Annotated in this window: 17 protein-coding genes; 11 read left to right on the top strand and 6 right to left on the bottom strand. The window is 65.4% G+C overall.

Features of this window, described 5'->3' with window-relative positions:
• The 6 genes from AC6H42_RS24605 to AC6H42_RS24580 are packed head-to-tail and all read left to right on the top strand — an operon-like array spanning position 1 to position 5421.
• Positions 1–384 carry a FliM/FliN family flagellar motor switch protein gene (locus AC6H42_RS24605; protein WP_057156984.1) on the top strand — a complete coding sequence of 128 codons (384 nt, stop codon included), beginning with the start codon at positions 1–3 and terminating at the stop codon, positions 382–384.
• Positions 381–1139 carry a flagellar type III secretion system pore protein FliP gene (gene fliP / locus AC6H42_RS24600; RefSeq protein ID WP_057156985.1) on the top strand — a complete coding sequence of 253 codons (759 nt, stop codon included), beginning with the start codon at positions 381–383 and terminating at the stop codon, positions 1137–1139. Before AC6H42_RS24605 ends, fliP begins: the two co-directional genes overlap by 4 nt.
• Positions 1140–1141: 2 nt before the next feature.
• Positions 1142–1414 carry a flagellar biosynthetic protein FliQ gene (locus AC6H42_RS24595; RefSeq protein ID WP_057156986.1) on the top strand — a complete coding sequence of 91 codons (273 nt, stop codon included), beginning with the start codon at positions 1142–1144 and terminating at the stop codon, positions 1412–1414.
• 11 nt (positions 1415–1425) lie between these two features.
• Positions 1426–2205 (top strand): flagellar biosynthetic protein FliR, encoded by a 780-nt coding sequence (locus AC6H42_RS24590; protein ID WP_057156987.1) that lies wholly within the window; start codon positions 1426–1428, stop codon positions 2203–2205.
• Positions 2198–3334, top strand: coding sequence for an EscU/YscU/HrcU family type III secretion system export apparatus switch protein (locus tag AC6H42_RS24585; protein WP_057156988.1), 1137 nt, complete (start codon positions 2198–2200; stop codon positions 3332–3334). The genes AC6H42_RS24590 and AC6H42_RS24585 overlap by 8 nt, the downstream gene beginning before the upstream one ends.
• Positions 3334–5421 carry a flagellar biosynthesis protein FlhA gene (locus AC6H42_RS24580; protein ID WP_057156989.1) on the top strand — a complete coding sequence of 696 codons (2088 nt, stop codon included), beginning with the start codon at positions 3334–3336 and terminating at the stop codon, positions 5419–5421. The genes AC6H42_RS24585 and AC6H42_RS24580 overlap by 1 nt, the downstream gene beginning before the upstream one ends.
• A gap of 41 nt (positions 5422–5462) precedes the next feature.
• On the opposite strand, the gene AC6H42_RS24575 is transcribed toward AC6H42_RS24580, so the two are convergent.
• The 3 genes from AC6H42_RS24575 to AC6H42_RS24565 form a co-directional block, all read right to left on the bottom strand.
• Complete coding sequence (locus AC6H42_RS24575; protein WP_057156990.1) at positions 5463–6410, bottom strand: flagellar hook-length control protein FliK; 948 nt, start codon at positions 6408–6410, stop codon at positions 5463–5465.
• Between the two features lie 98 nt (positions 6411–6508).
• A complete protein-coding gene (locus tag AC6H42_RS24570; protein WP_057156991.1) occupies positions 6509–7387 on the bottom strand; it encodes a flagellin N-terminal helical domain-containing protein in 879 nt (292 codons plus the stop codon).
• Between the two features lie 230 nt (positions 7388–7617).
• Positions 7618–9294 carry an electron transfer flavoprotein-ubiquinone oxidoreductase gene (locus AC6H42_RS24565; protein ID WP_200954032.1) on the bottom strand — a complete coding sequence of 559 codons (1677 nt, stop codon included), beginning with the start codon at positions 9292–9294 and terminating at the stop codon, positions 7618–7620.
• 173 nt (positions 9295–9467) lie between these two features.
• On the opposite strand from AC6H42_RS24565, the gene AC6H42_RS24560 reads away from it, so the two are divergent.
• Complete coding sequence (locus tag AC6H42_RS24560; RefSeq protein WP_057156993.1) at positions 9468–10244, top strand: SDR family oxidoreductase; 777 nt, start codon at positions 9468–9470, stop codon at positions 10242–10244.
• Positions 10245–10432: 188 nt separating this feature from the next.
• On the opposite strand, the gene AC6H42_RS24555 is transcribed toward AC6H42_RS24560, so the two are convergent.
• Positions 10433–10993 (bottom strand): LuxR C-terminal-related transcriptional regulator, encoded by a 561-nt coding sequence (locus AC6H42_RS24555; RefSeq protein WP_057156994.1) that lies wholly within the window; start codon positions 10991–10993, stop codon positions 10433–10435.
• 106 nt (positions 10994–11099) lie between these two features.
• On the opposite strand from AC6H42_RS24555, the gene AC6H42_RS24550 reads away from it, so the two are divergent.
• The gene (locus AC6H42_RS24550; protein ID WP_056391373.1) at positions 11100–11798 is read left to right on the top strand and encodes a CoA transferase subunit A; all 699 of its coding nucleotides are present in this window, start codon (positions 11100–11102) and stop codon (positions 11796–11798) included.
• A gap of 10 nt (positions 11799–11808) precedes the next feature.
• Entirely contained in the window at positions 11809–12459 is a 651-nt protein-coding gene (locus tag AC6H42_RS24545; protein WP_497549168.1) for a CoA transferase subunit B, read from the top strand.
• Positions 12460–12465: 6 nt separating this feature from the next.
• Here AC6H42_RS24545 and AC6H42_RS24540 read toward each other — a convergent pair whose 3' ends face one another.
• Positions 12466–13203: a PEP-CTERM sorting domain-containing protein gene (locus AC6H42_RS24540; protein ID WP_497549167.1), complete on the bottom strand. Its 738-nt coding sequence runs from the start codon at positions 13201–13203 to the stop codon at positions 12466–12468.
• Positions 13204–13316: 113 nt separating this feature from the next.
• The gene (locus tag AC6H42_RS24535) at positions 13317–13793 is read right to left on the bottom strand and encodes a GNAT family N-acetyltransferase (RefSeq protein ID WP_057156997.1); all 477 of its coding nucleotides are present in this window, start codon (positions 13791–13793) and stop codon (positions 13317–13319) included.
• A gap of 212 nt (positions 13794–14005) precedes the next feature.
• Between AC6H42_RS24535 and AC6H42_RS24530 the strand changes: the two genes are divergently transcribed.
• Together AC6H42_RS24530 and AC6H42_RS24525 are read left to right on the top strand one after the other, a co-directional pair.
• Positions 14006–15739 (top strand): rhamnogalacturonan lyase B N-terminal domain-containing protein, encoded by a 1734-nt coding sequence (locus AC6H42_RS24530; RefSeq protein WP_082552015.1) that lies wholly within the window; start codon positions 14006–14008, stop codon positions 15737–15739.
• An 8-nt stretch (positions 15740–15747) separates the two neighbouring features.
• A complete protein-coding gene (locus AC6H42_RS24525; protein ID WP_162249929.1) occupies positions 15748–16431 on the top strand; it encodes a PEP-CTERM sorting domain-containing protein in 684 nt (227 codons plus the stop codon).
• Positions 16432–16434: the final 3 nt, after the last annotated feature.

The following is a 16434-nucleotide window of genomic DNA, read 5'->3' as shown; positions in this document are numbered from 1 at the left end:
ATGATGAACATCAACGCAAACAGCACCAGCGACGCGCTGCTGGAGGACTTGTCGGAAGAAATGATCATCGACCAGGTCAGCAACGACCTGGCCGATGTGGCGCCGGCGCGCAGCGGCGGCGGGCGCCGCGACTTGCCGCAGATGATGCGCAAGATCCCGGTCACGCTGACCCTGGAAGTGGGCTCGGCCCGCATCTCGCTGCAGGACCTGATGGCGATCGGCCCGGACAGCGTGGTCGAGCTCGACGTGCTGGCCGGCGAACCGCTGGTCATCAAGGTCAACGGCACCGCCATCGGCCGCGCCGAAGTGGTGGTGGCGGGCGAAAACTATGGTTTGAAGGTGATCGACCTGGACGGCCTGAACCTCGACATGATGACGCCATGACCCTGGCTGACCGCAGGACGCTCGCTGCCGCCGGCGTGGCGGCCCTGGTCCTGTCCCTGCTGGCGAGCGCGCCAGCCCACGCGGTCGACCTGCTGGCCAACGTGGTGCCCGGCGCCAAGACCGAACTGACGGTCAAGACCCAGATCCTGATCATCATGACCTTGCTGGGCTTGCTGCCCATCATGGTCATGATGATGACCAGTTTCACCCGCTTTGTCATCGTGCTGTCGCTGCTGCGCCAGGCCCTGGGCCTGCAGCAGGGCTTGCCCAACCGCGTCATCACCGGGGTGGCGCTGATCCTCACGCTGCTGGTGATGCGCCCGATCGGCGACCAGGTGTGGCAAGACGCCTTCGTGCCCTACGACCAGGACAAGATCGGCCTGCAGCAGGCGCTGAAGATCGCCGAGCAGCCGATTTCGCGCTTCATGCTGGCCCAGACCAGCAAGTCCGCGCTCAAGCAGATCGCCCACCTGGCCGGCGAGGACAATGTGGCCAAGCCGGCCGACCACGCCTTCACCGTCAAGCTGGCCGCCTTCGTGCTGTCCGAGCTGAAGACCGCGTTCCAGATCGGCTGCCTGCTGTTCATTCCTTTCCTCATCATCGACCTGGTGGTGTCGTCGGTGCTGATGGCCATGGGTATGATGATGCTCTCGCCGCTGGTCATTTCGCTGCCGTTCAAGCTGCTGCTGTTCGTGCTGGTGGACGGCTGGACCCTGACGGTCAACACGCTCGTCACGAGCATCCAGGCGTATTAGCGATGCTGACGCCCGACATCGCGGTCGACCTGATTGTCGAATCGCTGCACATGGTGATGCTGCTGGTGCTGGTGCTGGTGGTGCCCGGCCTGATCATGGGCCTGCTGGTGGCCCTGGTGCAGGCGGCCACCCAGATCAATGAACAGACGCTGAGCTTCCTGCCGCGCCTGCTGGTCACGCTGCTGGCGCTGATCCTGGCCGGGCGCTGGATGGCCGGCTACCTGATGGACTATTGCGTGTCCATCTTCACCCGCGCCGCCACACTGGTAGGGTAGGGCGGGCGGCGATGGAATCCGTACTGGCCCAGTTGCTGCCGCTGCTCAATGCCTGGTGGTGGCCCTTCGTGCGCGTGCTGGCCATGCTGAGCGCGGCGCCGGTGCTGGGCGAGGCCATGGTGCCGGTGACGGTGCGCATCCTGACCGCGCTGGTGCTGTCCATCCTGATGCTGCCGCTGACCCAGAACGCGCTGGCGATCGACCCGATTTCCATCCAGGGCGCGGTGGCCACGCTGGAGCAGGCCGTGATCGGCGGCGTGCTGGGACTGGCCTTCCATTTCAGCGTGTCGGTGATGATGGTGCTGGGTTACGTGGTGTCGAGCCAGATCGGCTTTTCGATGGCGGTGATGAACGACCCGGTCAACGGCCAGTCGTCGGACGTGGTGTCGGCGCTGCTGTCGATGCTGGTGATCATCGTGTTTTTCGCCATCGACGGCCACCTGGTGATCGCCGGCGTGATCGGCGGCAGCTTCCAGGCCTGGCCGCTGGGCGGCGGCTACCATCCGCTGCTGCTGCAGACGGTGGCCTGGAACGTGGCCTGGATCTTCGCCGCCGCCATGCTGCTGGCCATTCCCATCGTGTTCGCCACCATGGTGGTGCAGATCGGTTTCGGCTTCCTGAACCGGGTCGCGCCCACGCTCAACCTGTTCGCGCTGGGTTTTTCGGTGATCACCATCTTCGGCCTGCTGATGCTGGGCCAGGTGGTGCGTTTCATTCCGGAGCACTATATCCGCATGACCGGCCGGGTGCTGGAAATGATACGGCAGCAGATGCAGGTGGCCCATGGCTGAGAGCAGCACCGGCGACAAGTCGGAAAAGGCTTCACAGCAGAAGCTGAAGAAGTCGCGCGAGGAGGGGCAGGTGGTGCGTTCGCGCGACCTGGCCACCGCGCTCGGCATCCTGGTCACGCTGAAGCTGTTCGTCTGGCTGCTGCCGTCCTACCTGACCGACTTTCGCGAGCTGTTCCAGCAGAGCTTCGCCCAGTACGATAGCGAGGGCGCCATGGACAACACCCTGTCGACCATCTTCATGACGGCCATGTGGCTGCTCATCAAGATGGTGCTGCCGCTGTTCGCCGTGCCGCTGGCCATCGTGCTGGGCGGCCTGATCCCGGGCGGCTGGGTGTTTACCAGCAAGCACTGGGCACCCAAGCTGGAGCGCTTTTCCCCGGTGACCAACCTGGGCCGGCTGTTTTCCGGCAAGCACGCGTTCGAGTTCGGCCTGTCGCTGGCCAAGTCCGGCGTGCTGATCTGGGTGCTGGTGCACGTGGGCACCTCCAGCGTGCGCGACTACACGCGGCTGCAGGGCATGCCGCTCAACGAGGCGCTGGTCAACGGTGCGGCGCTGATGCTGGACGGGCTGATGGCGCTGGTGTCGGTGTTCGTGCTGTTCGCCATTGTCGACGTGCCGGCGCAGGCCTTCTTCTTCGCCAAGAACCAGCGCATGAGCAAACAGGACCTGAAGGAAGAATACAAGAGCAGCGAAGGCCGGCCCGAAGTGCGCCAGCGGGTGCGCCAGCTGCAGCGCGCGCTGGCCCAGCGCGCCGCGCGCAAGACCGTGCCCAATGCCGACGTGGTGATCGTCAACCCCGAGCACTACGCGGTGGCGCTCAAGTACGACGAGCAGCGCGCCGAGGCGCCCTATGTGCTGGCCAAGGGCGTCGATGAAATGGCGCTGTTCATCCGCCAGATCGCGCAGGAACACCAGATTGAAGTTTTGCCCCTGCCGCCGCTGGCGCGGGCCATTTACAATACCAGCCAGGTCAACCAGCAGATCCCGGTGCAGCTGTACCAGGCCGTGTCGCAAGTGCTGAACTACGTACTGCAGATCAAGGCCTTCCGCGCCGGCCGCCGCAACGCCGAGCCCGGCTTGCCGGTTGACGTCGATGTGCCATCTTCCATGAGTGAGGTAAGACCCTGATGAATTTCCTGAACCGTATCGTCGCCGAGCTGCGCCGCCACAAGTTCGCCACGCCGCTGTTCGTGATGGCCATCCTCGGGATGATCATCCTGCCGCTGCCGCCCATCCTGCTGGATGTGCTGTTCACTTTCAATATCGTACTGGCGCTGATCGTGATCCTGGTCAGCGTGTCGGCCAAGCGGCCGCTGGACTTCTCGGTGTTCCCGACGGTGATCCTGGCCACCACGCTGATGCGGCTGACGCTGAACGTGGCATCGACCCGGGTGGTGCTGCTGCACGGCCACGAGGGCACGCACGCGGCCGGCCGCGTGATCGAGGCCTTCGGCAATGTGGTCATCGGCGGCAACTTCGTGGTCGGCCTGGTGGTGTTCGTGATCCTGATGATCATCAACTTCATCGTGGTGACCAAGGGCGCCGAGCGGATTTCCGAAGTGTCGGCGCGCTTCACGCTGGACGCCTTGCCGGGCAAGCAGATGGCCATCGACGCCGACCTGAACGCCGGCCTGATCAACCAGGAACAGGCCCAGCTGCGCCGCAAGGACGTGGCCAACGAGGCCGACTTCTACGGCGCCATGGACGGCGCCTCCAAGTTCGTGCGCGGCGACGCCGTGGCCTCGATCCTGATCCTGATCATCAACATGGTGGGCGGCGTGGCGATCGGCGCGCTGATGCAGAACATGTCGTTCGGCGACGCGTTCCGCCAGTACGCGCTGCTGACCATCGGCGACGGCCTGGTGGCGCAGATCCCGGCGCTGCTGCTGTCGGCCGCCTCGGCCATCCTGGTGACCCGCATCAGCGATTCGGGCGACTTCGAAGACACCGTCAAGAACCAGCTGCTGACTTCGCCCAGCGTGATCGGCGGCGCGGCCGGCCTGATGGCCATCCTGGCCGTGGTGCCGGGCATGCCGTGGCTGATGTTCCTGACTTTCGCCGCCGTGCTGGGCTATGTGGCCTGGCGCCTGAGCGGCAAGGTCAAGGCGCCCGACACCAGCGCCATCAAGGCCATCGAGGCCGCGCTGCGCGAGGAGAAGGCGCCCGAGCTGGAGTGGCAGAGCCTGCCTGCGGTGCAGCCGCTGCAGCTGACCCTGGGTTACAAGCTGGTGGGCCTGATCGACAAGGCGCACGGCGAGCCGCTGACCAAGCGCATCCGCGGCGTGCGGCAAAGCCTGTCCGAAGCCATGGGCATGGTGCTGCCGCCGGTGGCCGTGCGCGACGACCTGGGGCTGAAGCCGTCGCAGTACGCGGTGGTGCTCAGCGGCAGCGTGGTGGCGCAGGCCGAGGTGTTCGCCGACCGCCTGATGGCGATCCCGTCGCCCACCGTGTACGGCAAGCTGGACGGCATTCCCGGCGTAGAGCCGGCCTACGGCATGCCGGTGATCTGGATCGAGAGCGGCGAGAAGGCCAATGCGCTGGGGCTGGGCTACCAGGTGGTGGAGGCGCCCAGCGCCATCGCCACCCACGTCTCCAAGCTGATCCGCGAATACCTGCCCGAGCTGTTCCGCCACGAGGACGTGCCGGCCATCCTGGAGCGGCTGGGCGCGCTGTCGCCCAAGCTGGCGGCCTCGCTGGACAAGGCGCTCACGCACACCCAGCTGCTGCGCGTGTTCCGCGTGCTGCTGGCCGAGAACGTGTCGCTGAAGGACATCGTGCCGATCGCCACCACCTTGCTGGACAGTTCGGAAACCACCAAGGACCCCATCCTGCTGGCGGCCGAGGTGCGCTGCGCGCTGCGGCGCCAGATTGTCACCGGCCTGTTCGGCCAGAAGGCCGAGATGCTGGCCTTCAACCTGGGCGGCGAGCTGGAGAACATGCTGCTCGGTTCGCTCAACCAGGCGCGCCAGAGCGGCAAGGTGGTGCTGGACAACTATCCGATCGATCCGCACCTGCTGGCGCAGCTGCAGGTCAATATGCCGGTCGCGCGCGAGCAGATGAAGCAGCAGGCCACGCCGCCGCTGCTGCTGGTGCTGCCGCAGATCCGGCCGCTGCTGGCGCGCTATGCGCGCCTGTTCGCGCCGGGGCTGAACGTGCTGTCCTACAATGAAGTGCCGGAAAACCGCGAAGTGAGCATCATCGGCACGGTGGGCTGAACCCCGGGGCCTGGCCCGGGGACCGCCGCCGGCTTTCAGGCTCAGGCCGACTCGGAGAACAGGTCGGCCGGCTGCTGCGGCCGCGACAGCAGCACGGCGGTTTCGGCCATGGCCTTGAAGATGGCCTGGGTCAGCATGGCGGTCTGGACCCGGGTCGGATTGTTGTATTCATCGCGCACCGGCGCCAGCTCGCGCATCAGGTGGCAGCGCACCAGCGACAGGCCGTTGCGGCTGACGATGGCGGCCAGTTCCGGCAGCATGGCGCGCATGAACTGCATGGTGGCGTTCTGGTTGGCGCCGATTTCCAGCACCACGCCGTCGCCGGCCGGCTCCATCTGCACCAGCACCTTGCCCATGCCGTCGATGTGGAGTTCCAGCCGGATCGCCACCCGCGCGCGGCGGCGGCGCGGCTCGTCCTGCTGGCCGGGGTCGCGCGACACCACCCGCAGCACCAGCTTTTCCGCCCCCCAGGCATACACCGCGAAGCGCCAGGACTCCAGTTCGCTGAGCATTTGCGGCGTGACGCGGCCTTCGCGCATGGCGGACTGGCCGTGCTCGGTCATGAACAGGCCCGACGGCAGGTGGCGGCCATGGGCCTGCTCCATCAGCGCGGCGCGCTGCTCGCCGTAGGTGCGCACCATCACCGCCCACGACATGGCCATGGTATTGGCGTCCGGCTGCTGCCAGACCAGCTGGCGCGACATTTGCAATTGGTCCGGGCGCAGCGCGGCCGGGTCGGCCAGACTGGCCGCCTGCGCGTGCACCGCGTTGGCGAGCGACTTCAGCCCCTGCTGGGCCAGCAGGGCCTCTTGCGCATCGGCCACCCCGCTCAGCGCCTGGGGCAGTCCCGGCGGCAGCGAGAAGCTGGCCTCCTCGCCGGGCACGTTGGCCACTGGCGGGATGGGCTGGGGCTGGCCCGGCTGCTCGCGCGCCACCCGGTCGGGGATGTTGAGCGAGGAGCTGATCGGATTGAGTCGGTCTATAGCCATAAAGCGATTTTACACTGACCTTAAACGAAAAAAGCCAACCGGCAGTCCGGTTGGCTCTTGTGCTCCCGGGCGCGCGGGCGCCCGGGATGCCCTGGCTATTATTGCAGCAGGGACAGAACCAGCGAGGACTGGCTGTTGCTTTGCTTCAGCATTGCGGTGCCGGCTTGCAGCAGCATCTGGCTCGAGGTCATCGAAGCGGATTCCGAAGCGAAGTCCACGTCCATGATGCGGCCGGTTGCGGTCTTGGTGTTGGTCGAGATGTTGGCCAAGTTGTTGTAGACGTGGTCCAGACGGTTCGACACGGCACCCAGTTTCGAGCGCAGGGTAGCGACGGAGTCGATCGCGGTGGTCAGCTTGCCGATGGCGCCGTTGGCGGCGGTGTCGGTGATGACTTCGGTACCGGCGGTGGTCGATGCGGTGCCGGCGGCGCTGAACTGGGTTGCGCCCAGGCCGATGTCGGTCGTCGCTGCGGTCAGTTCGGTGGTGAAGTCGGCAGACATGGTTTCGGACTGGTCTGCGCCGATCTGGAAGGTGATTGCTGCGGTCAGCTTGCCGCCGGTGCTGTTGAACAGCGCGGTGCCACCGAATTTGGTGTTGCCGAAGATGTTGCTCAGTTCGTTGCTCAGCGAGTCGAACTCGGCTTGCATCGCGGTACGGTCGGCGTCGGTCGAGGAGCCGTCGGCGCCCTGGGTGGCCAGATCTTTCATGCGGACCAGGATGTTGGTGGTTTCGTCCAGCGCGCCTTCGGCGGTCTGCATCATCGACACCGAATTCTGGGTGTTGCGCATTGCCACGGCCATGCCGCTGGTCTGGGCTTTCAGGCGGGTTGCGATCTGCAGGCCTGCAGCGTCATCCATTGCCGAGTTGATGCGGAAGCCGGTGCTCAGACGGGTCATCGACGTGGACAGGTTGTCCTGCGTGCGGGAGATCGAGTTTTGTGCGGAAAGGGCCGCAGCGTTGGTGTGAAGACTCAGCATGAATAACTCCTGGTAGGTGGGTTCGATTCAGAGCAGCGGTACTTTTCTGCGCTCTCCCAAGTACAAGACGACCGTTTGAACGTGGGCATTAAATGCTTTAGAGAAATTTCGTGAAAATAATTTCTTTCCTTAAAAATCGCCTCGGCAGCGGCTGCCGATTATGTTCCCAAAAGCACAACAGCGCAGGCCGGGCGGGCGCTGCGCTGTTGTTTTAATGCCAGTTGGCGCGCTTACATGTTGGGATAATTCGGGCCGCCGCCGCCTTCCGGCGTGATCCAGACGATGTTCTGGGTCGGGTCCTTGATATCGCAGGTCTTGCAGTGCACGCAGTTCTGGGCGTTGATCTGCAGCCGGTCCTGGCCTTCGTCGGTCTTGACGAATTCATACACGCCGGCCGGACAGTAGCGTGCCTCCGGGCCGGCGTACTTGGCCAGGTTCACGTCCACCGGCACGCTGGCGTTTTTCAAGGTCAGGTGGATAGGCTGGTCTTCGGCATGGTTGGTGTTGGAGATGAACACCGAGGACAGGCGGTCGAAGGTCAGCTTGCCGTCCGGCTTGGGATAGGCGATGGGCTGGAAATTGGCGGCCGGCTTCAGGCATTCGTGGTCGCCGTGGCTGTGGCGCAGCGTCCATGGCGCTTTGCCGCGCAGGATCAGCTGGTCGATGCCGGTCATGATGGCGCCCAGGTACAAGCCTTTGCTCAGCCACGGCTTGACGTTGCGCGCCACGTGCAGTTCCTCGTGCAGCCAGGACTGTTCGAAAGCGGTGGGGTAGGCTGCCAGTTCGTCGTGCTGGCGGCCGGCGGCCAGCGCGTCGAAGGCGGCCTGGGCGGCCTGCATGCCGGTCTTGATGGCCGCGTGCGACCCTTTGATGCGGCTCATGTTGAGGAAGCCGGCGTCGCAGCCGATCAGCGCGCCGCCCGGGAACACCAGCTTGGGCAGCGATTGCAGGCCGCCGGCGGTGATGGCGCGGGCGCCGTAGGAAATGCGCTTGCCGCCTTCGAAGAAGGTGCGGATGGCCGGATGGGTCTTGTAGCGCTGGAACTCTTCGTACGGCGACAAGTAGGGGTTTTCATAGTTCAGGCCGACCACGTAGCCCACCATGACCTGGTTGTTTTCCAGGTGGTACAGGAAAGAGCCGCCGTAGGTCTTGGCGTCCAGCGGCCAGCCAGCGGTGTGGATCACCAGGCCGGGCTTGTGCTTGGCCGGGTCGATTTCCCACAGTTCCTTGATGCCGATGCCGTACGACTGCGGGTCCTTGCCCTTGTTCAGGTCGAACCTGGCCATCAGCTGCTTGCCCAGGTGGCCGCGCGCGCCTTCGGCGAACAGCGTGTACTTGCCGTGCAGTTCCATGCCCAGCTGGAAGTCGGGACCGGCTTCGCCGTCGCGCTTGACGCCCATATTGCCGGTGGCGATGCCTTTCACGGAGCCGTCATCGTTGTACAGCACCTCGGCCGCCGCGAAGCCGGGGAAGATCTCCACGCCCAGCGCCTCGGCCTGCTGGCCCAGCCAGCGCACCACGTTGCCCAGCGAGATGACATAGTTGCCATGGTTCTGGAAGCAGTTCGGCAGCAGCATGTTGGGCGCCTGGTAAGCCTTGCTGTCGGTCAAGAACAGGAAGCGGTCTTCGGTCACTTCCGTGTTCAGCGGTGCGCCCAGTTCTTTCCAGTTGGGGATCAGTTCGGTCAGCGCTTGCGGGTCCATCACGGCGCCGGACAGGATATGGGCGCCCAGTTCGCCGCCTTTTTCCAGCACGACGACCGACACTTCCTGGCCTTTTTCCGCAGCCAGCTGCTTGATCTTGATGGCGGCCGACAGGCCGGCAGGGCCGCCGCCGACGATCACGACGTCGTATTCCATCGCGTCGCGCGGGCCGTACTGTTCCAGCAGAGTGTTTGCTTGTGTCATGGTCTGTAGCTTCTTATAAGAATGAGGCGAGAAATTAGCACGAGTGTGCTTCTTTTTCGTCAGTTTAGCAAGATGGGCGCCATTTTGCGGGACAATCTTAGACGCCGCAATCTAATACTGGCATTTTGTGTAATGATTACGTACATGCTAATTACCGATACAGGAGCTGCGCCGTGGGCATAGAAGTGAACTTTGAAGGCAAGATTGCGCTGGTGACGGGCGCCTCCAGCGGCCTTGGCGCACGCTTCGCCAAGGTCCTGGCGCAAGCCGGCGCGCAGGTGGTGCTCGCCTCGCGCCGCATCGAGCGCCTGAAGGAACTGCGCGCCGAGATCGAAGCCGACGGCGGCGCCGCCCACGTGGTGGCGCTGGACGTGACCGACTACGCCAGCATCAAGTCGGCCATCGCGCACGCCGAGACCGAAGCCGGCCAGATCGACATCCTGGTCAACAATTCCGGTGTCTCCACCACGCAACGGCTGGTGGACGTGACGCCGGAAGACTATGCCTTTGTGATGGACACCAACCTGCGCGGCGCCTTTTTCGTGGCGCAGGAAACCGCCAAGCGCATGATCGCGCGCGCCAAGGGCGACCCGAAAAAGCAGCACCGCATCATCAACATCGCCTCGGTGGCCGGCTTGCGGGTGCTGCCGCAGATCGGCGTGTACTGCATGAGCAAGGCCGGCGTGGTGCAGATGACCAAGGCCATGGCGGTGGAGTGGGGCAAGTACGGCATCAACACCAACGCCATCTGCCCCGGCTACATCTCGACCGAGATCAACGAGGACTATTTCGCCAGCGAACAGGGGCGCAAGCTGATCGACATGCTGCCGCGCCGCCGCCCCGGCAAGCCGGAAGACCTGGACGGCCTGTTGCTGCTATTGGCCGGCGAGGACTCGCACTTCATCAACGGCGCCGTGATTTCCGCTGACGATGGCATGACGGCGATGTAACGGCGCGGGCCACAGCGTGGGCAAGCGCGGTTTTCTCTACCCCTGCAGCGCCATGCCGGACGGCGACCACCAGCCGGCCGTGCTGGAACACCGGGACACGCGCGGCCAGGCACGCGAACTGCTGCGCGACTGCGGCCTGCGGGCTAGAGCGGGTGTGGCTTGCGCGGCTGCGGCGGCCGGGCAAGGCCTTACAGTTGCACGCCCACCAGCTTGTGCACCAGCTCGGAGGAGGTGGCTGCTTCGAACTTGCGCATCAGCTTGGCGCGGTGCATTTCCACCGTGCGCGGGCTGAGGTCGATCTGGCGCGCGATGACTTTGCTGGTCTTGCCTTCCACCAGCAGCGCGGCGATCTCGCGTTCGCGCGGGGTCAGTTCGGCTGTCACGGGCCGCTTTTCGCTGACGTCCTCGAAGGTCCAGATGCCCGGCCCCAGCGGTTCGCGCGCTTTCAGCGCGTGGCCGGTCACGTGGCACCAGAACAGCTCGCCATTTGCGCGGCGCATGATGCGCTCGTCCGAATAGCGGCCCTTGGCGTTCATGATGGGGATGATGCGGTCGCCGGTGCGGATGAACTCGTCCGGGGAAGGGTAGAGCAGGCAGAAGGACTTGCCCACCAGCGCTTCGCGCGCGTAGCCGAACATGCCCGCCAGCGCCTCGTTGCAGGACTGGATGGTGCGGTCCTCCGAGATGCACATGCCCACCGGCGCGTGCAGGAAAATGCTTTCATAGTCGATAGCGAGCGGTGCGTTCATCGGTGCGGGCCGGTAGTTCTACGGTATTGTGGTTTGACTAGGCGTATTCTATGCTGATACCCCATGTGAACAACAGTGCAAGCTTATCAAAACATAAGGGAGATGTATGAATAAAGTGTATCCCGATGCCGCCGCCGCCCTGGCCGGTATTGTGCAGGATGGGCAAACCATTGCCGTCGGCGGCTTCGGCCTGTGCGGCATCCCCGAGGCGCTGATCGGCGCACTGCGGGACAGCGGCGTCAAGCAGCTGACCGCGATCTCGAACAACGCCGGCGTGGACGGCTTCGGCCTGGGCCAGCTGCTGGAAACCCGCCAGATCCGCAAGATGATCGCGTCCTATGTGGGCGAGAACAAGGAATTCGCGCGCCAGTACCTGGCCGGCGAGCTGGAACTGGAGTTTACGCCGCAGGGGACGCTGGCCGAGAAGCTGCGCGCCGGCGGCGCCGGCATCCCGGCCTTCTTCACCAAGACCGGCGTCGGCACCATCGTTGCCGACGGCAAGGAAATCCGCGAGTTCGATGGCGAGCAGTACGTGATGGAGCGCTCGCTGGTGGCCGACGTGTCGCTGGTGAAAGCATGGAAGGCCGACAAGGCCGGCAACCTGGTGTTCCGCAAGACGGCGCGCAATTTCAATCCGAATGTGGCGGCCGCAGGCAAGATTACTATCGTGGAAGTCGAGCAGCTGGTGGAAGTGGGCGAAATCGATCCGGATGCAGTGCATACGCCGGGGATTTTCGTGCATCGCATCGTAGTGAACGCGACGCCGGAAAAACGCATCGAACAGCGCACCGTGCGCGCCAACTGAGGAGACGGACATGGCATGGACTCGTGATGAAATGGCCGCCCGCGCGGCCAAGGAACTGCAAGACGGTTTTTATGTAAACCTGGGCATCGGTTTGCCCACCCTGGTGGCGAACTATGTGCCGGAGGATATCGAGGTGTACCTGCAGTCGGAGAACGGCTTGCTGGGCATCGGCCCCTTCCCGACCGAAGACGAGATCGACGCCGACCTGATCAACGCCGGCAAGCAGACCGTGACGGCGCTGCCGGGCTCGGCCTACTTCAGTTCGGCCGATTCTTTCGGCATGATCCGTGGCGGCAAGATCAACCTGGCCATCCTGGGCGCGATGCAGGTGTCCGAGCAGGGCGACCTGGCCAACTGGATGATCCCCGGCAAAATGGTCAAGGGCATGGGCGGCGCCATGGACCTGGTGGCCGGCGTGAAGAAAGTGGTGGTGCTGATGGAGCATGTGGCCACCGCCAAGGACGGCAGCACCTCGCACAAGCTGCTGAAGAAGTGCGACCTGCCGCTGACCGGCGTGGGGGTGGTGGACCTGATCATCACCGACCTGGGGGTGATGGAAGTGACGCCGGCCGGCCTGAAGGTGACCGAGCTGGCGCCCAACGTGACGAAAGAGCAGCTCGCCGCCGCCACCGGCGCCGGGCTGGACTTGTCGGCAGTCTAAGCGGCCTTAGCGGCGCTGCCTGCCACGCGTGGCGGCGCCGACCATGGCGACGCCTGCCAGCAGCATGGCCCAGGCGCCCGGTTCCGGCACCGGCGAGGCGGGCGCGAACGCGCCGGCTCCCGCCGACAGGCTCAGCGTGCCCTGCAGCGCGGTAGCGCCGCTGTAGGTGGTGCGCCAGAACGCGCCGGAATAACTGCCGCTATCGATGTAGTAGTCTTCGCTGCCGGCGTTCGGCACGCCATTCATGACCAGGTTGGCTTCCGCGACGGCCGTCTCGCCTTCGCCATGGGCGGCCGCCAGCGTCAGGTCGGCCATGAAGCGCACCTCCGTGTTGGGCCCGAGCGTAAAGCCGCTGATCCAGTAACTGCGCACGTTGGCGCCGGCCCCCAGCGTCAGCGGCACGCCGCCGGCGTTGACTTCGCTGTACTGGCTGGCGGGCGTGAGCGTGCTTTCTGCGGCCACCCCGGTCAGGCTGCGCGTCAGCGTGCCGTAGCCGGACGCGCCATAGTTGGGGTACTGGCCCTCGGAACTCATCCAGATATTTCTCGACAGGACTTCGGGCGCGCCATTGACCAGTTGCAGGGTGAAGCTGGGCGCCACGCCGTCGTCCGGCGTCAGGTCCAGCAGTTCCACGCGCAGCGGGCCGATCAGCGACGTGGCGGAGGCGGCCGCGCTGGCCGCACCGCTCCAGCCGCCCAGGCACGCGGCCAGCGCCGCTGCCATCAGCATATGCTTCATTCTCATCGTTACACTCCTTGAATAGACAACGAGGTCCGCAGCCGGCCGGAATGCCAACTGTCGCGTGAATATATGCTGTTCGGTTTTTGCGCGCCAATGCCTGCGCGTATCGAACTCGGCTACGGATTTGCTAGTGACGCCAGCGCCTTGCGCATGAAAATGGTGGCCTGGGGGTTGTCGTTGTAGCGCGCGCAGGGCTGGTAGGCGCGGCGCTGGTAGTGCCGCAGCGCGTGCGCCAGGTCGTCTTTGCTGTCGAGGTAGATCCAGGCGGCGCCGCTGGCGGCGGCGTGCGCCTCCATGGCGTCCAGCAGCGCCTCGGCGATGCCGCGTCCCCGGTAGGCCGGCCGCACGTACAGGCGCTTGCATTCGGTGGCTGCGGCCACGCCGTCCAGCGGCAGGGCGCGCAGCGCGACGCAGCCGGCCGGGTGGCCGTCGGCGTAGGCCAGCCACAGCGCGCAGTGCGGGTCGGTCAGGAAGGCGACGATGTCCTCGGGCGCGTCGCGCACCACCACGCCGATGGCGTCGAAGTATTCGTACAGCAGGGACTGGGTGGGCTGGAGCTCGGAGCGGGTGGCGCGGGCGACAGTGATGGTCATGTGCTGGTCTTGTTCTGGTTCATGGCCTTACTCTAAACCATCCTGGCGCCGGCTGCAAAACGTGGCGAATCCGCCGCGTTCGCGGCGCCCCGACACGGCGGGCCGATCAACACGGTGATTCTTTCGGCCCAGTCCGGCGTGCGCCGTTGACCTTTCCCCAAGGACAAAATGATACTGGGCTCTCCTACTAAAAATTAACAATTGGAGACACCATGCATATCCTGAAAAGCCCTGCGGCCGGCCTGGCCGTGCTGATGCTGGCGGCCGGTTGCGGCGGCGACACCGCCAGCGACGCAAGCCCGGCCAGGTCCGCCCTGCGCATGGGGCTGGCCGGCAGCGCGGCCCTGGCCGAGGCCAGCAGCTTCGGCCTGAGCGCGGACGCCAACTTTTACACCATCGACACCGGCGCCGGGCTGGTGTTCAAGATACGCCGGCTGGACAACGGCGTTAGCACCCAGTCGGCCGGCGACATCGCGTCCATGGTCTACAACGGCGTGCAGTACCAGGACCAGTCGCGCGGCAGCCAGGTCAATTCCGGCTTCGACTTCCTGTACACCGGCGTGTCCGCCGTCAGCGTGAACGCGGAGGCGATCGGCGCCGACTACATCAAGGTGACCGTGGTGGCCGGCAACCTGACCCACTATTACATCGTCAAGAAGGGCGTCAACAACATCTTCATGGGCACCTATTTCACCAGCGAGCCGAGCACGCTGGGCCTGGCGCGCTTCATCCTGCGCGTGCCGATCGCCGCGCTGCCCAACGGCCCGGTGCCGTCCGACCTGCGCGGCACCACCACCACGGTGGAATCGGGCGACGTGTTCGGCCTGCCGAACGGCCAGACCCGCTCCAAGCACTATTCCAATCTGCGCCTGAAGGACTGGCAGTACATCGGCGCCACCAGCGCCAGCGCCGGCATGTGGGTGGTGCGCGACAACAACGAGGGCAACTCGGGCGGGCCGTTCTACCGCAGCCTGCTGAACCAGGCCACCGCCACCAACCAGGAGCTGACCTATATCGTCAACTACGGCGAAGCCCAGACCGAAACGCTGCGCACCAATATCCTCAACAGCTACACGCTGGTGTTCAATGATGGTAGCGCTCCCGGCGCTGTCGACACCGCCTTCTTCAGCGGCCTGGGCCTGACCGGCTACGTGGGCCCTGCGGGGCGCGGGCGGGTGGCCGGCGTGGGCCTCACCGGGCGCGACGCGGGCTACGAGTACACGGTCGGCTTCGCCAACGCCACGGCGCAGTACTGGGCCAAGGCCGACCCGGCCACCGGCCACTTCGACAGCGCCGGCATGCTGCCTGGCACCTACACCATGAAGGTCTACAAGAACGAATACGCGGTCGACACCCGCAGCGTGACGGTGACGGCCGGCGGCACGGTGGCGCTGAATACGATCGCCATCGCGGGCGACCCGAGCGCGGCGGCGCCGCTGTGGCGCATCGGCGACTGGGACGGCACGCCTGCCGAGTTCATCAACGGCGACAAGGTCACCACCATGCATCCGTCCGACGTGCGCATGGCGTCCTGGTCGCCGGGCGACTACCAGGTCGGCACGTCGAACGCGGCCACCGGCTTCCCGGCCTACCAGTGGAAGAACGTGAACGGTACGCTGACCATCAAGTTCAACCTGACGCAAAGCCAGATCGCCGACTACCAGCTGCGCCTGGGCATTACCGCCGCGTTCGCCGGCGGCCGGCCCAAGCCGCAAGTGAACGGCTGGATCCCCGCCAACCCGTCGCCGTCCACGCAGCCGTCCACCCGCACGCTGACGGTGGGCACGTATCGCGGCAACAACACCATGTACACCTTCAGCGTGCCGGCTTCGGAGTTGCAAGTGGGCCAGAACGTGCTGACGCTGACCGCCATCAGCGGCTCCAGCGGCGTCACCTACCTCAGTCCCGGCTATGCCTGGGACGCCGTGGACATGATCAAGCAATGACGGGAGCGATGATGAAGACGACTTTGCAACGGGCGCTGGCATCGGTGCCGGCGATGGCTGCGGCCGCCGCCATGCTGCTGTCCGGCAGCGCGGGGGCTGCGGTGATTGCCACCCTGGGCAGCGGCACGGCCGTCAAGACGGTCACCAATGCCGCCCATTTCGCGCTGAACACGGCCATGGCCAGCGGCTACGTGGAGGACGGCCTGCTGTTCAGCTACACCGGCTCGGCCAACAACAACGGCTGCGGCTACGCCGGCGTGGACTGCTACGGCGCGCCAAGCGACCTCAGCCCTGCGTTCAGCGGCAATTACATGGCCTCGTCCGGCAACAACGCCTACATCAGCATCCGCCTGGCGAGCGGGCTGGACTTCTACAAAGTGGAGTTCGCGGCAGGCAGCAGCTACCTCAACCTGAACGGCTACTGGAAGACGTTCAACGACAGCGTGCAGACGGGAGCGGGCAATATCAGCCAGCCGCGCGGTGCGGTGCTGGCGCTGGCCGACGCGGCCGGCTTCGACGAGGTGCGCTACTACGCCTTTTCCACCGCCAACAGGCAGAGCGGTTTCAGCGGCGCTGCGATCGATGAGGTGAGGGTGGGGGTGCCGGAACCGGCGTCGGTGCTGCTGGTGGCCGTGGGCCTGTTTGGACTGACGGCGGTGCGCAGGCAGCGCACCGCCGTTGAAGCGGACTAGCCG

Source organism: Massilia sp. NBRC 108631 (assembly GCF_059704565.1).
Note: the sequence above shows the minus strand (reverse complement) of the source record. Positions and strands in the feature narration are given on the sequence as shown.

Bases quoted from the DNA above. Each gene is read 5' to 3' on its own strand.
- AC6H42_RS24605 (WP_057156984.1), top strand. From the start codon at position 1: ATGATGAACATCAACGCAAACAGCACCAGCGACGCGCTGCTGGAGGAC.
- fliP (WP_057156985.1), top strand. From the start codon at position 381: ATGACCCTGGCTGACCGCAGGACGCTCGCTGCCGCCGGCGTGGCGGCC.
- AC6H42_RS24595 (WP_057156986.1), top strand. From the start codon at position 1,142: ATGCTGACGCCCGACATCGCGGTCGACCTGATTGTCGAATCGCTGCAC.
- AC6H42_RS24590 (WP_057156987.1), top strand. From the start codon at position 1,426: ATGGAATCCGTACTGGCCCAGTTGCTGCCGCTGCTCAATGCCTGGTGG.
- AC6H42_RS24585 (WP_057156988.1), top strand. From the start codon at position 2,198: ATGGCTGAGAGCAGCACCGGCGACAAGTCGGAAAAGGCTTCACAGCAG.
- AC6H42_RS24580 (WP_057156989.1), top strand. From the start codon at position 3,334: ATGAATTTCCTGAACCGTATCGTCGCCGAGCTGCGCCGCCACAAGTTC.
- AC6H42_RS24575 (WP_057156990.1), bottom strand. From the start codon at position 6,410: ATGGCTATAGACCGACTCAATCCGATCAGCTCCTCGCTCAACATCCCC.
- AC6H42_RS24570 (WP_057156991.1), bottom strand. From the start codon at position 7,387: ATGCTGAGTCTTCACACCAACGCTGCGGCCCTTTCCGCACAAAACTCG.
- AC6H42_RS24565 (WP_200954032.1), bottom strand. From the start codon at position 9,294: ATGACACAAGCAAACACTCTGCTGGAACAGTACGGCCCGCGCGACGCG.
- AC6H42_RS24555 (WP_057156994.1), bottom strand. From the start codon at position 10,993: ATGAACGCACCGCTCGCTATCGACTATGAAAGCATTTTCCTGCACGCG.
- AC6H42_RS24550 (WP_056391373.1), top strand. From the start codon at position 11,100: ATGAATAAAGTGTATCCCGATGCCGCCGCCGCCCTGGCCGGTATTGTG.
- AC6H42_RS24545 (WP_497549168.1), top strand. From the start codon at position 11,809: ATGGCATGGACTCGTGATGAAATGGCCGCCCGCGCGGCCAAGGAACTG.
- AC6H42_RS24540 (WP_497549167.1), bottom strand. From the start codon at position 13,203: ATGAGAATGAAGCATATGCTGATGGCAGCGGCGCTGGCCGCGTGCCTG.
- AC6H42_RS24535 (WP_057156997.1), bottom strand. From the start codon at position 13,793: ATGACCATCACTGTCGCCCGCGCCACCCGCTCCGAGCTCCAGCCCACC.
- AC6H42_RS24530 (WP_082552015.1), top strand. From the start codon at position 14,006: ATGCATATCCTGAAAAGCCCTGCGGCCGGCCTGGCCGTGCTGATGCTG.
- AC6H42_RS24525 (WP_162249929.1), top strand. From the start codon at position 15,748: ATGATGAAGACGACTTTGCAACGGGCGCTGGCATCGGTGCCGGCGATG.